The sequence below is a fragment of the Solihabitans fulvus genome (assembly GCF_008386585.1).
GTDB lineage: Bacteria > Actinomycetota > Actinomycetes > Mycobacteriales > Pseudonocardiaceae > Solihabitans > Solihabitans fulvus.
On the sequence record NZ_VUOB01000041.1, the window covers coordinates 391,616 to 405,551 of the forward strand.

Sequence of the window (13,936 nt, forward strand, 5' to 3'; positions counted from 1 at the left end):
CCCGGCGAACACACGGAGGCCGTGCTGACGGAGGAGCTGGGCATGTCGGCCGAGGACATCGAGAGGCTGCGGACGGCCCGGGTCATCGCCTGAGTCGACCCGGAATCGCCTGAGGCGACCGGGAAAGGGTTCTCGCGCTGGGGATACCTAGATCTTCGACAGTCGCGAGGGCAGTCTTGAGCGGCCGATCGGGTGATCCACGACGTCGCACCCCGTGATCCACGAGGCCCTTTGCCGGGTGTTGACCCCCGCGGGTGCGGCCACTCGTGGGACTCCGGCGTGTTTGCGTCCCACCGGACGGGTGAATGAGGGACCATGTCGGGGACGTGTCTGCCCTGAGGTCGGCACGCCCGGCTTGTGGACCAACGGAGAGGGTTCCCGTGAACACGAAGAAGGTGGTGGTGCTGGCGGTGGTTGCGCTGGCGCTCTTCCTCCTCATCACCCGCCCGCAAGAGTCGGCCAGTGGTGTCCACAACGTGCTGAACGGGCTCAAGCAGGGTGCCGAGGCGATCCTGACGTTCATCAAGAGCCTGTTCGCCTGACCTTCCCCGTCGGCCGGTCACCGCGTCGGTGACCGGCCGTCTCGACTGTGTCGACCGCGCCTGGTCGGTCGACCGGAGCGTCAGTACGACTGGAGTTCGACCAGGTTCCCGTCGGGGTCGCGCAGGTGCGCCGTGCGGATGTTCGGGCCCCACTCCGGGCGGTCGGTCGCCTCGACGACGACCTCGACGCCGTGCGCCCGCAGCGCGGCCAGCCTCGCGTCCACGTCGTCGACCCGCAGCACCAGCATCGTGCGGTCCTGGGCGGGCGCGTCCGCCGGCAGGCCGTCGGTGCCGACCGTGCGCGCCAGGAAGCCCCGGTCTATGAGCACGAAGGCGGCTTCGTCCGCGATGTCGAAGTTCGCGTAGTAGTCCCCGATCACCTTGGTCGGTTCGAAGCCGAGTTGGTCGCGGTAGAACCGGACACACTCCGCGAACCTGGACACCAGCAGTCTCGGGTAGATCGCATCCACGTGCTTGCTCCTTGCCGTCGCGCCGCCGCGTGGCCGGTTTCCCGGCCTGCCAACGGATCTCCGAAAAACAGTGGGATCCTACCCATTATTGGACGGCCCCGCGTTGAGTGGCCGGCCTCGCGGGCACTTGTTGACTCGGCGGTAGCTAGGGGTGACGCAGCGTGAGCGAGACGTACTGTGCTTGGACCTTTCGGGTGGATGTGAGCCTATAACGCCCTGGTAACGGCAGTTACTCGAAAGCTGGGGCTAGCGAGTTGTCGGTGCACCGCAATACGGTGCGCTGCATTGGCTGATCTTCGGCCGACGAGGAGGCATGCATGGTCGAGGACTCCGGGGTCGACGAGCTGCTGAAGCAGTGGGCGGCCGAGCGGTCAGATGACGCCGAGTTGCAGGAGGTGAACCGGATCAAGAACGTGTGGCTCGCCGAAGGGCCGCCCGTGGCTCCGGGGATCCCGGTGCAGCGGGCGCGGGGCGGTGCGCGGGGCCTGGTCAAGGTCGAGTCGGCGGATCCCGCCTACCTGGCTGCGATGCGGCTGCGGGCCCCCGAGGTGCCGGTGGAGCTGCTGGCCGCCGCCGCGAGCTGGTGGCAGTTGGTCGGCGACGTCACCGAGGCGGCGCAGTGGTGGGACGCGGGAATCAGCCCGTTGGACCAGCGCGCGCTCGACTACCGGGCGGCCGGCCTCACGCCGGCGGACCTCGGGCGTCGGCTCGGCCCGATGACGGTGCTCCAGCACCTGCGTCGGGGCAGCGCGGCGGCGTGGTGCGTGGCGAGGCTCCAGCGGCAGCGTCGCGACGGCGTGGCTTGAGTTCGGCGGTACCCAGCTGGTGGTCGGAAGGCTCTGGCAGGGCTCGGCACGGTCGAGCCCGCCGGAACTCGTAGGGATTCCCGTTGTGGCGGGCCGCCGCTTCCCCCGGCGGCTCCAACGGCGCGGATCTGGGCAGGACCGGTCCGGCCGCGCGACTGTGGCGCTGGACACCGGTCACGTCCCACCCCGCGTGGTTGACGCCGTGCGTCGGTCCGGTCACCGCGCAGTCGGCCACTGCGCAGTCGGCGACGGCGCAGTCGGCGACGGCGCGTTCGGGCGGCGGTGTTAGCGTCAGGGACGTGCGCGGCAGTCTGGTCACCCCCAAGCGGCTCATGCTGGCCGCGTTGTGTGCCGTGTGCCTGCTCGCCTGCTGCGGGCTCGCCTGGTGGCAGTGGACCCGGTTCGAGTCCGCCAGCGGCACGTTCCAGAACCTCGGCTATGTGTTGCAGTGGCCCCTGTTCGGGCTGTTCCCCGCGTTCATGGTGTGGCGGATGCGCAGGCTCGCGGCCCAGAACCGGGCCAAGGACCAAGCCGAGGATCAGGCCAGGGATCTGGCCGAGGCTGCCGACAGGGCCGTCGCCGGTCCTGCCGAGTCCAGGGAGAACGCCGAGTCGCGGGAGAACGCCGTAGCGGCCCCCACGGCCTCCGTGTCGAGGCCCGCCGCGCCGTCCAAGGCGATCGCCGCCAGGGCCGCTGTCCGGTCCGTCACGGACGACGAGGACGCGGAGATGGCGGCCTACAACCGCTACCTCGCCGAACTCAACGCGCAGGACGAGCGCCGTGCGGGCTAGGCAGTACACATTGGTGCCCTGCACATCTGCGCGCCACACACCCGCGCACCACACACCCGCGCGCCACACATCTGCGCGCCACACACCTGTGCTCTGCACATCTGTTCGCCACACATCGGCGCGCTCCATACCTGTGCGCCACACATCGGTGCGGCACACACCTGCGCGCGCCACACCTGCGCGCTACATACCTGTGCACCACACACCTGTGCCCTGCACATCTGTGCCGAACCTGTTCGCAGGACACACATTTGCAGGACACACATCTGTACCGCGCGCGTCGTCCTGCCCAGCACAGCAACCAACAGCGCCGGCACGCACCGCGCCGGCCGGAGAAGCGGAGCACAGTCGATGAAGGGTGCGTTGAGCCGGTACCGGGTCATGGCCTACGTGGTCGGAATCGGCCTGCTGGTCCTCGTCCTGGTGGCGATGCCGCTGAAGTACTTCGCCGACGCGCCGCTGCTGGTGCAGATCGTCGGGCCGGTACACGGTCTGCTCTACGCCATCTACCTCGCCCTCACCATCGACCTGGCGCTCAAGTCGCGGTGGTCGATCAAGGGCACGATCCTGGTCGCGCTCGCCGGCACCATCCCGTTCGTGTCCTTCTACGCCGAACGCAAGGTGACCGAGCGGGCGCGCGAGGGCGTTGCCCTGTAGTCGTCCGCTCGGCCGTTGTCGTTTTCAATCGGACTGCTTACCGAATCGGATCGCTAACCGAGCAACGAGCTCGCCCTGTGCTGCGGGTCCTCGCTGAGGAAATAGGCCCGGAATGCGGCGACCAGCTCGTGCACGGACAGTTGACCGTCCTGGTCGACGTCGATCGCCTGGAATGCCTTCTCTGCGTCCGCTTCTGCGGTGCCCAGTGCGATCAGCAGCCGGATTCCTTCGGTCTTTTCGATCACGCCGTCACCGTTGGTGTCCGCGATGTCGACCAAAGCGAGCACGACCGGCTGGAACAGTTGGGTGTAGCCGTCGCTGTGGCCGAGGGTGTGCGCGGTCACCACGACCCGGAACTCCTCGACGCTGATCGGCCGGTAGACGTCTGGGTTGAGCAGGCCAGCCAGGCTGTCCCAGACGTTCAGGAGGTTGTTGATGAGCGTCGCGGCCTTCGGCGAGTCGGGCGACACGCCGAACTGCGCGAGGACGCCCCGAGCGGTGACGAACACGTCGCCCCGCTCGATCCAGCCGTTGTTGTCGTGGTCGAGGGTGTTGAACCGCTTGTCGAGTTTGTCGCTTGTCACAGTGGACATGGTTGAATTCCTAACCAGCTCGTCAAATAAAGGCAGGCATTGGTCACTCGCGGGAGTAGTTGCCCGGATTCGTTCGCAACGCCCGGCGGCAGCGCTGATGCAAGCGCATATCGGAGCTTAATGGAAGGCGTGATGTCGCGTCAGTACTCCATAGGAGTGCGGAGATAACAGGAATGCGGATACGGCAAATGCGCAATCCTATCGGTGGAATCGTTGGGCCGTCCGGTCGGAGAAATGCGTTCGCCGATGGCCGGCGTGCTGCGCGGGGTTGGCAGGCATGGGGCCGGCACCGCACCTATGCCGGAGGATCCGGCGCGTCCCACGTCACTGTGTGCTAGGTCACAGCCAGCCGGACCTGGCCGCCTGGATCCCCGCCTGGAACCGGGTCCGCGCCTCAAGCAGATCCATCAGCATCCGCACCCTGCGCTGCACCGTGCGGATCGACACCCCGAGCTGACGGGCCATGCTCTCGTCGGTGAGCCCGGCCGCCAGCAGCACCAGCAGGTCCCGGTCGAGGTGCTGCGGCAGGACGTCGCCCGGCAGCGCGTGCTGCGGGTCCGGAATCGGCATCGCCCTGCTCCAGTGCAGCTCAAAGGTGGCGACGAGGGCGTCGAGCAGCAACGAGGGGCGGACGATCAGCGCGGACTCCAGCTCGGCGCCCGAGTACATCGGCACGAGCGCCCACCGGCTGTCGACCACGGCGAGCTTGAACGGCAGCTGCGGCAGCATCGCCGACCGCTCGCCCGCCTCCATCAGCGCGCTGATTCGGCTCAGTGCCTCGGCGTCGCGGAACTGCGCGCACTCGTAGATCACCCGCCACACCACTCCCCGCGCGATCAGGTCGAACTCGAACTCGTCGTCCGCCCTGCTGCTCTGCACGTGCGGGGACCGGTCGAAGACCAGCACCTGGTCCTTGGCGCCCGCGCGCATCTGCGACCACGCGCCCGCGATCGCGTCGCGCCCCATCACCACCTCGACCAGCTCGCTGGACCCGGCGCCCTCCTGGCCACGGTGGTAGCTGCGCATCAGCTCGGTGATCCGGAGCCTGGTGCGGCGCAGCTCCTCCTCGCGGCGCTGGAGCAGCGGCTCGACGCCGATGTCCGGGGCGACGGCCGTCCACCGGCCCGAGAGCTCCGCCGTGGTCTGTTCCGCGAGCCCGCGGTCGGCGAGCTCGGCGAGCGCCCTGGTGACGGTGGCGCGGTCCTTCGCCAGCTCGTCGCACAGCTCCCCGGTGGTGCGGCCGGGATGTTGCAGGAGCCGGAGGTACACGCCTTCGGCAAGATGGCTGACGCCAAGGGCTTCCAACATGCGCCGCGCCTCCCGTCCATCGCACGCCGGCCGTCCGGCGCCAGGCTCGTCGGCGCCCGCTAAGCACGCCCGAGAAACGTCCCACTGTCCGTTTTTCGTTGACGTGTTTCGGCCACCTTCGTTAACCCGTCACCTGTGAGCATTCCCCCCTCGGCGTGCTTCTGGCCACGATTCGGTTGCCTCCCAACTACCCGGCCCGCCGCCGTCCCCTGCGATGTCCTCGGCGACGGGTCGCCCTGCGAATGAGGAGCAACAGTCGATGAGCAGCAGAACCGCACGATTCGCCAGGGTGATCGGGCTCGCCTCGGTCGCGTTGGCCTGCCTCACCTTCGTCTCCCCGGCGGCGTCCGCCTCCGGCTACAACTACCGGTCCTACGCGCCGGCCGACGGCGTCTGGGGCGGCTACGTCGCCCAGGGCTCGGGGTTCACCACCATCTCCGGCTCCTGGATCGAGCCGCAGGTGTCCTGCAACTCCGGCAACGACGTGTTCGCGCCGTGGGTCGGCGTGGACGGCTACGGCTCGGAGACCGTCGAGCAGACCGGCGTGGAGACCAACTGCTACAACGGTTCCCCGGCCTACCAGGCGTGGTACGAGATGTACCCGGCGCAGCCGGTGTACTGGAACGACCCAGTTGACGCCGGCGACCACATGACCGGCTCGGTCGTGGACAACGGCGGCGGCAACTACACGTTGACGCTGACCGACGACTCCAAGGGCTGGACCGAGACGACCCAGCAGTACCTCGGCGCGCAGGACGTCAGCGCGGAGGCGGTCATCGAGTCGCCGTCGCAGAGCTACCCGTCGTTCTCGTCGCTCCAGTTCGAGAACGTGACGGTCAACGGCCAGGCGTTCGACGCGTACAACCCGCAGGCGATCACCAGCGGCGGCTACGGTCCCGGCCCGATCAGCAACGGCTCGTTCACCATCACCCCCGGCGGGTTCGGCGCGCACGCCACGCACGCCAAGCACGGCGCGGGCACGCACCAGGGCGCCAGGCCGACGGTCAGGTACTAACCAACAGATCGCCAACTCCTTTAAGTGTTAAGGGCGTATTTGCCGAAGATGTGCCCTTGTGGCCTGCCGATCAGCCCAACAGGCTGGTCGGTAGGCCGGACAAGGACTCCGCCCGGCCCGCGCCGCCGATGCGTCCCTGCAAGCGAATCGGCGGCGTACGCCCCTTTCCCCTGCGAAAGAAGAGTCACATGACCAAGGCACACACCATTCGCTGTCTGGCCGTGCTCGCGGCCACGGCGACCTCGTTCGCGCTGGCGATCCCGGCCGCGAACGCCGCCGATGGCGCCGAGTACTCGCCGAGCGTGCAGCGCGCAGCGGTGAACGCGCTGAGCGCGCACGCCGGCATCGGCGGCGACCAGGCGCTTCGCCATCTCAAGGCACAGCCGGCGATCAAGGCGCTTGGCACGCAGCTGACCAGCAGGCTCGGTGACCGGGCCGCCGGGTTCTTCCTCGACCCGAAGTCGGAGAAGCCCGTGGTGAACGTGCTCGACCCCGCAGCGGCGCAGACCGTGCGCGCGGCCGGCGGCACGGCGAAGGTCGTCCACCACACCAACGCCGACCTCAAGGCGGCCAAGGCGAAGCTCGACCAAGCGGCCGGCGTGCCGAACACGGCGTGGGGTATCGACCCGTCCACCAACCAGGTCGTGCTGACCGTGTCCGACGCCGCCAAGGGCGCCGGGCTGACGTCGCTGCTCGCCACCGCGGCGAGCCTCGGTGACAAGGTGCGGATCAAGCACAGCACCGGCACGATTTCCACGCAGATCGCCGGCGGCGACGAGATCGACGCCCCGCAGTGGATCTGCTCGGCCGGCTTCAACGTGAACCGGGGCGGGCAGAACTACATCATCACCGCGGGCCACTGCACCCAGGGCGGCCCGAGCTGGTCGGGCATCGGCCCGTCGGTCGACTCCAGCTTCCCCGGCACGGACTACGGCCTGATCCAGAACGACTCCGGCGACGCGCCCGGTGTCGTCGACCTGTACAACGGCTCGACCCAGACCATCACCAACGCCGGCGACGCGCAGGTCGGTGAGCAGGTCTGCAAGAGCGGCCGGACCACCAACCTGACCTGCGGCACCGTGCAGGCCCTGAACCAGACCGTCGACTACGGCAACGGCGACGTCGTCAACGGCCTGATCCAGACCGACGTCTACTCCGACCACGGTGACAGCGGTGGCGCCCTGTTCGACGGCGGCACCGCTCTTGGCACGGTCTCCGGCGGCGACTCCACCACGGACTACTTCCAGCCCGTGACCGCGGCCATCGGCGCGTACGGCGTCAGCCTGAACTAGTTCCGCACGGTGTCCGGCCGGACCGTCCCTCGGTCCGGCCGGCCCACCGCAACCCCTCCTTCGTCTGTGATTCACGCCATGGCGGCGGCTGTAACGACACTGTGAGTGATCGAAACCGGAGCTGACGCCCACTCTCTCGCACGCTTCGTGACATTGATCATCACGCCAATGTCCCGCCAAGTGATCCCCTCCTTGTCTTTACGGATTACTCCGTTCGGCCTATATCGAGTTGGGGCTCGGTCGGGAACTCTCACCTGGGTTTACCGGCGGTCCGGTCGTGGTCCGCCCAGGTGAGGGGGGTTTGGTGGGGTCTTCTCGTGCTGTCCGAGGACGGCTGGTCTCGGCGTTGGCCGTGGCCGCGGTGGGGGTGTCGTTCCTGGTTCCGGCGCTGTCCGCGCCGACAGCCATGGCTGCACCCACGGCGCCGCCGGTGAGCGTGCCGGACGAGGCGGCCGACGAGGCCACCGCCGCGAGGTACGCCCACGACGGCCACAAGCAGGTCCGGCTGGCGTCGAAGACCAGCGAGACCTCCGAGACCCTGGCCAACCCCGACGGCTCCTGGACGTTGCGGGAGTACACGCACCCGGTGCGGGTCAAGCAGAACGACGCGTGGACGCCGGTGGACACCACGCTGGTCGCTCGACCTGACGGCGGCATCGCGCCCAGGGCCAGCGCGGTCGACGTCGTGCTCAACCCCGGCGGCAAGGCCTCGGCCGGACTGCCGATCGTGAAGGCGGGCCAGAGCGACAAGGAGGTCGGCCTGATCTGGCCGACCGATCTCCCGACGCCGACGCTGTCGGGCGACACGGCGACCTACGCGGAAGTGCTGCCGGGAGTGGACCTGAAGGTTCAGGCCGTGACCTCCGGGTACACCGAGGCGCTGGTGATCAAGACACCGCAGGCGGCCAAGGATCCGCGCCTCGCGAGTGTGACCTTCGGGCTGCACACGAAGAACACCACGGTGGAGGTCGCCAAGGGGGAGGGCACCGGTAAGCCGTCGTCGCCGACCGCACCCAAGGACGGGTTGGTCGTCAAGGACAACTCCGGTGCGGTGTTGTTCGACGGCAACGCCTCCCGCATGTGGGACTCCAGCGGCACGGGCTCCGACGCGGAGAAGCAGCTGGGGCCCGGTGGCGGTCGCCGGGAGGCGGCGATGGGCGTGCAGACCGGCCCGGACCACGTCACCATCGCCCCGGACCAGGCGTTCCTGGCCGATCCGACGACGAAGTACCCGGTGTCCCTTGACCCGGACACCTGGTGCACCTCGTGCGGCATCGCCCACCACGTCGTGGTGCAGGACGGGTTTCGCGACGCGCACAACTACGACGCGACCAGTGGTGACCTCACCGACCTCAAGGTCGGATACGAAAACTACGACAGGGCCGGCACATCGCGTTCCTACGTCGAGATGAACACCCAGCCGATCTGGGACAAGGTCATCAGCTCGGCGACCTTGAACACGACCCTGCTGCACACCTACACCTGCGACGGCACCAACGACGACGCCACGGAGCTGTGGTCGTCGTGGTCGCTGGACGGCAACACGACGTGGAACAACCAGCCGGGGCTGAACTACTACCTGTCGGCCAACAACTCCTTCAACTGCCACGACGCGCCGAACATGACGGTGCAGTTCGACGCCAAGCAGGTCGCGGTCGACGCGGCGGCCAAGCACTGGGGTCTGAGCGCGTTCATGCTCAGGACCTTCAAGGAACAGGGCAGGGTCAACAGCTGGCGGCGGTTCGGGCTCAACCCCTACCTCCAGGTGTCCTACAACTCCTATCCGAACGCCCCGACGAACCTGACCATGCAGAACGGCGCGCTGGGGTGTGTGCAGGTGCGGGTCGGCCGTGGGTGTTCACCAGGACCCCGCAGCTGGCGGCGCAGATCTCCGATCCTGACGGCGGCTACCTCCAGTCGTTGTTCGCCACGGATGTGGGCACGGCGGGGCAGTCCGGTGGCTACCGCGACAATGACGGGAGCAAACCCAGCTGGGGCACTCCCGGGCCGAACCAGGCTGCCACCGCCTTTTTCACGGTGCCGTCGGGCTGGATTCCCACAGACGGGACCTATCACTGGGCGATGAAGAGCTACGACGGCGCGTTGTGGTCCCCGCCCAGCCCGGTGTGTGAGTTCACTGTGGACAGTGCGACACCGCAGGCGCCGTCGGTCACCATCACTGGCAAGGCTCCGGTCAACCAGGGCGATCCAGTGGGCTTCGGTGTGTCGGTGGGTATGACCACACCGGGGTTCTACGACATCGACCGGTTCATCTACACCACCGACGGGTCGGAACCGCAACCGCAGGGCTCGCCCAGCGTGCCGGCGACCCAGGGCACCGACGGCGGCGGGAATCCGATCGCCACGGCGAGCATCTCGGCGGCCGCGGTGAGCAGCCTACAGAACTACATCAAGGTCAAGGCGGTCAACAAAGCCGGCACTCCTGGCCCGGACAGCACCTGCACCGGTACGGGTCTAGACCCCAAAGAGTGCTTCTACGTGGTGAAGCCCCTCGTGCCCACCACGGGCCTGGTCGCGGCATGGGGTCTTGACGACCAATCCGGGTCAACCGCCGCCGACACCGCCAACACGACCCCGGGCAACACGGGCCTGACCGCGCACCCGGCGACCCTGGTCGGCGGCACGCAGTTCGGGGCGGGCTACAACCACGGCAACTCCTGGACCCATCCCGACGCGACCGGCTACAGCGACGGTGTCAAGGGCGGGTTGACGCTGGATGGCACCAGCGGCTACGCGCAGACCACCGCGCCGGTGATCGACACAACCAAGTCCTTCAGTGTGGCGGCCTGGGTCAAACTCACCGACACAGGCGCCTATCACACCGTGGTGTCGCAGGACAGTTCCGGAGCCAGCGTGCCGATCCTGCATTACTCCAAGGACTCCAACACCTGGGCGATGAGCATGGCCACCGCCGACATCCCCCAGGCTCCCGCGGTGCGGGCGGTCTCGTTCAACCCGCCCGACCTGAACGTGTGGACGCATCTGGTGGGCACCTTCGACGCGTCGACGGGCACGTTGACGCTGTATGTCAACGGCGTCAGGCAGCACACCGCAGTGGCGCCGGGACTGGCCAGCAACGGCCCGACGTTCATCGGCGCGGGCAAGTGGAACAACAACCGCGTGGACTACTTCGCCGGCGCGATCGACGATGTCCAGGTGTGGCAGCGGACGCTGTCCACGCAGGACGCCCATGACCTGTCGGGAACCGCGGTGCCACTGGCGAAGTACAACCTGGCCGAGGGATGCGCGACGGCGTTGACCTCAACCAACTCCCCGGTGCCCTCGCTACAGAGCTACTGGGCGTTCGAGGACGGATCGGGGGCCTCGGTCCACGACTCCAGCATCTATCTCAACGACGCGACCTTGACCGGCGGCTACTCCTGGGCTCCCGGCCACACCGGCGGCGCCGTCCACCTGGACGGCACGACAGGCTTCGCCAAAGCCGGTGGCCCTTCGGTGGACACCTCGAACTCCTTCACCGTGTCGGCGTGGGCGAAACTGGACGACCTGAACGGGTACTACGCGGTGATGGCCCAGGACGGCACGCAGGTGTCAGGCTTCCAGCTGAGGTACTCCAAGGACGTCAACCGGTGGATCTTCGGCATGCCGACCGCCGACGACGGCGGCAAGTCCTACCAGTGGGCCATCGGCTACAGCGCCGGTGTTCCGCAGGTGGGGGCATGGACGTTGGTGACCGGCGTGTTCGACCGGGACGCCATGCAGATCAAGCTGTACGTCAACGGAACGCCGGTGGCGCAGGTGCCGTTCGTCGGCACGCCGTGGAACGCGGCCGGCTCGTTCAGCATCGGCCGCAGCCTGTGGACCGGCCAGAACTCCGGGTTCTTCAAGGGCTCGATCGACCAGGTCCAGGCGTGGGGTCGTGCACTGACCGACGACCAGATCGCCTCGCTGAACGGCAGCACGTACCTCGACACGGTCACCAACACCTCGGCCACTCCCTCCGGTGGCGTGGCGCTGGGTGCCGACCTGGACGCGAACGGGAATCCGGCGGGGTGCGCGGCGAAGTTCGACAAGTCCTGGACCGGCCAGGCCGAGGCGCCGCGCCCGACGAACCTGCGCACCGACCGCTCCTACACGATCGAGGCGTGGGTGAAACACACCTGGACTCCAGCCGATGCGGCGGCGCAGGGCGCGGTGGAGAACGCCGCGCGTGCCGCCGTCGGCGGCAACGACGCCCAGTTCTCGCCGTTCCTGTTGGGATACCGGAGCGTCACGGGTGCCGACGGCAAGCTGCACGGCAAGTGGAGCTTCCTGGTTTCCAGCTCGGCAACTCAGACTGGAGGTTGGACCGCGCTCAGCGACGGTGACGTGGTCGACAACACCTGGGTGCATCTGGTGGGGGTCTACGACGCCGTGACGGGTCGAAGCTCCATGTACGTCAACGGCGTCAGGCAAATATCTTTGTCCCTCAACACCGCCCCCGATGGCAGCGGCGTGGTCGGCTGGAACAGCACCAACGATCTGTTCATCGGCCGGGGTGTGTGGACAGGTCAGCGTTCCGACGTGTGGTACGGCGGCGTCGCCGGAGTCCGCGTGTACGCGGGCGTTCGAGATCCGGACAACATCCGGATCGACAAGAGGGCAGATGATCCAGGATCGCTGTTCGGAATCGGCCACTCCAGCTGACGGATTGGCCCGGTCGCCTGCTGCTCACCGGGCCCGAACGTGCGGTGTGTTCTGCCACGCGCTGTCGTGGCTTCAGACTTCAAGTTGTTGCGTGCGAGGGACGGGACTCATGATGGCTGTGCGGCGTAGGTGGTCGTGGCGTGGGAGATGGGCCAGAACGACGGCTGCGGCAGTGGTGATCACCGTGCTCGGGTCTGCGCAGGTGGCCCTCGCGGTCGCGCCAGCCGCATCCGGGTGGCACGGCCTGGGCTGGGACCTACCGCCGTTGCAGACACCGAAATCCGTAGCCGGCAGTGCGGACAGGCCGGGGGCGGTGCCGCACACAAACACCAAGGACGACGTCCTCACGAAGCCGGCTGCGGTGGCGTGGCCGGGCACGGCCAGCGCGACGGTGGACCTGTCCGCCACCACTGCGGGGAGCAGGCCTCCCGCGCATGCCCCGGCGGGCACGCTCCCTGTCACGATTGCCCGTGGCCACGAGACAGCCACTGACACGATCACGACCCAACACGGCTCCGGCCAGGTGAAGGTCGAGACGGTCGACCACGCACTGGCAGACAGGGCCGGTATCCGGGGCACCCTGCTCCAGGTCACCCCGACTGCCGGCGACACCGAGGGCCCGATCTCCCTCTCGCTGGACTACAGCGCGTTCGCCGCCGCCTACGGTGCGGACTTCGGACAGCGCCTGCACCTCGTGCAGTATCCGGTCTGCGTTCTGTCCACTCCGGACAAACCGGAATGCCGGCAGGCCACGCCCGTTGAGTCGTCCAACACTCCCAAGACCAAGCACGTCACCGGTCAGGTCACCCTTCCTCGGTCGACCAACAGCATGACGACGCACCCGTCAGCGGCGGGTGCCTCGTCCAGCGCGGTCGTCGCTGCGGTGTCGGGCAGCAACGGTGGTGGTGGCGACTTCACCGCGACGAGTCTCGCGCCGACCGGGTCGTGGACCTCGGGTGGTTCCAGCGGCGATTTCGGATACTCCTACCCGATCACACTGCCTGCTGCCCCAGGAGGCAAGGCTCCCGGAGTGTCCCTGGGGTACTCGTCGGGCAGTGTGGACGGGTTGACCTCGGCCACCAACAACCAGCCCCTCCTGGGTCGGTGACGGGTGGGGCCTGTCCACGGGCGGGTTCATCGAGCGGTCCTACAAGCCCTGCTCGCAGGATCTGGGCGGCAACAACGGACAGACCAAGACCGGTGACCAGTGCTGGGCCACCGACAACGCCACGCTGTCCCTGAACGGCAGCAGCCTCCCGTTGGTCAAGGACACCACGACAGGGCTGTGGCACCCCCGCAACGACGACGGCTCCCGCGTGGAGAAGCTGTCCGGTGCGAGCAACGGAACGTACAACGGGGAGTACTGGAAGGTCACCACCACCGACGGCACGCAGTACTTCTTCGGCTGGAACCACCTGCCGGGGTGGCAGAGCGGGAACGCGGAAACGCAGTCCGCGTGGACGGTCCCGGTCTATGGCAACAACCCTGGCGAACCTTGCAACCAGGCCACCTTCGCGGCCTCGTCGTGCACCCAGGGGTGGCGGTGGAACCTGGACTACGTGGTGGACCCGCACAACAACGCGACGGTCTACTACTACCAGCCAGAAACCAACTCCTACGCCCAGAACCTGACCACCACCAGCCCCGGCACCCAGTACACGCGCGGCGGATACCTGCTGCGCATCGAGTACGGCCTCAACACCGGAGTCGGTGGCCTCTATGCGCAGCCGCCCGCGCGGGTCACCTTCGACATCGCCGAGCGCTGTCTGCCCAGTGGTGCGGTCACCTTGTGAT

General features: G+C 68.0%; 13 protein-coding genes. 10 read left to right on the plus strand and 3 right to left on the minus strand.

The genetic code is table 11. The features are described from left to right. Window positions 1–380: 380 nt before the first annotated feature. Window positions 381–542, plus strand: coding sequence for a hypothetical protein (locus F0L68_RS42585; protein ID WP_188316769.1), 162 nt, complete (start codon window positions 381–383; stop codon window positions 540–542). An 80-nt stretch (window positions 543–622) separates the two neighbouring features. Here the strand turns inward: F0L68_RS42585 and F0L68_RS23670 are convergent, their stop codons facing one another. Further along, window positions 623–1,012: a VOC family protein gene (locus F0L68_RS23670; RefSeq protein WP_149851850.1), complete on the minus strand. Its 390-nt coding sequence runs from the start codon at window positions 1,010–1,012 to the stop codon at window positions 623–625. Between the two features lie 317 nt (window positions 1,013–1,329). On the opposite strand from F0L68_RS23670, the gene F0L68_RS23675 reads away from it, so the two are divergent. The 3 genes from F0L68_RS23675 (at window position 1,330) to F0L68_RS23685 (ending at window position 3,266) form a co-directional block, all read left to right on the plus strand. Next, window positions 1,330–1,818 (plus strand): helix-turn-helix transcriptional regulator, encoded by a 489-nt coding sequence (locus tag F0L68_RS23675; protein ID WP_149851851.1) that lies wholly within the window; start codon window positions 1,330–1,332, stop codon window positions 1,816–1,818. Window positions 1,819–2,117: 299 nt separating this feature from the next. Next, window positions 2,118–2,609, plus strand: coding sequence for a transcriptional regulator (locus F0L68_RS23680; RefSeq protein WP_223199061.1), 492 nt, complete (start codon window positions 2,118–2,120; stop codon window positions 2,607–2,609). A gap of 351 nt (window positions 2,610–2,960) precedes the next feature. Beyond that, window positions 2,961–3,266: a DUF3817 domain-containing protein gene (locus tag F0L68_RS23685; protein WP_149851853.1), complete on the plus strand. Its 306-nt coding sequence runs from the start codon at window positions 2,961–2,963 to the stop codon at window positions 3,264–3,266. A gap of 53 nt (window positions 3,267–3,319) precedes the next feature. Here F0L68_RS23685 and F0L68_RS23690 read toward each other — a convergent pair whose 3' ends face one another. Continuing rightward, window positions 3,320–3,859, minus strand: a complete 540-nt coding sequence (locus F0L68_RS23690) for an EF-hand domain-containing protein (RefSeq protein ID WP_149851854.1) — start codon at window positions 3,857–3,859, stop codon at window positions 3,320–3,322. 339 nt (window positions 3,860–4,198) lie between these two features. Next, the gene (locus tag F0L68_RS23695; RefSeq protein ID WP_149851856.1) at window positions 4,199–5,167 is read right to left on the minus strand and encodes a helix-turn-helix transcriptional regulator; all 969 of its coding nucleotides are present in this window, start codon (window positions 5,165–5,167) and stop codon (window positions 4,199–4,201) included. Window positions 5,168–5,426: 259 nt separating this feature from the next. Between F0L68_RS23695 and F0L68_RS23700 the strand changes: the two genes are divergently transcribed. From F0L68_RS23700 to F0L68_RS23720, 6 genes are all read left to right on the plus strand, one after another. Further along, a complete protein-coding gene (locus F0L68_RS23700) occupies window positions 5,427–6,182 on the plus strand; it encodes a G1 family glutamic endopeptidase (protein WP_149851858.1) in 756 nt (251 codons plus the stop codon). Between the two features lie 188 nt (window positions 6,183–6,370). Then, a complete protein-coding gene (locus F0L68_RS23705) occupies window positions 6,371–7,474 on the plus strand; it encodes a S1 family peptidase (protein ID WP_149851860.1) in 1,104 nt (367 codons plus the stop codon). Between the two features lie 304 nt (window positions 7,475–7,778). Next, window positions 7,779–9,560, plus strand: a complete 1,782-nt coding sequence (locus F0L68_RS43625) for a hypothetical protein (RefSeq protein WP_223199062.1) — start codon at window positions 7,779–7,781, stop codon at window positions 9,558–9,560. Beyond that, the gene (locus F0L68_RS43630) at window positions 9,557–12,142 is read left to right on the plus strand and encodes a LamG domain-containing protein (protein ID WP_223199063.1); all 2,586 of its coding nucleotides are present in this window, start codon (window positions 9,557–9,559) and stop codon (window positions 12,140–12,142) included. Before F0L68_RS43625 ends, F0L68_RS43630 begins: the two co-directional genes overlap by 4 nt. Window positions 12,143–12,455: 313 nt before the next feature. Further along, complete coding sequence (locus tag F0L68_RS23715) at window positions 12,456–13,250, plus strand: hypothetical protein (RefSeq protein WP_149851862.1); 795 nt, start codon at window positions 12,456–12,458, stop codon at window positions 13,248–13,250. A gap of 151 nt (window positions 13,251–13,401) precedes the next feature. Continuing rightward, window positions 13,402–13,935, plus strand: a complete 534-nt coding sequence (locus F0L68_RS23720; RefSeq protein ID WP_149851864.1) for a hypothetical protein — start codon at window positions 13,402–13,404, stop codon at window positions 13,933–13,935. Window position 13,936 lies beyond the last annotated feature (1 nt).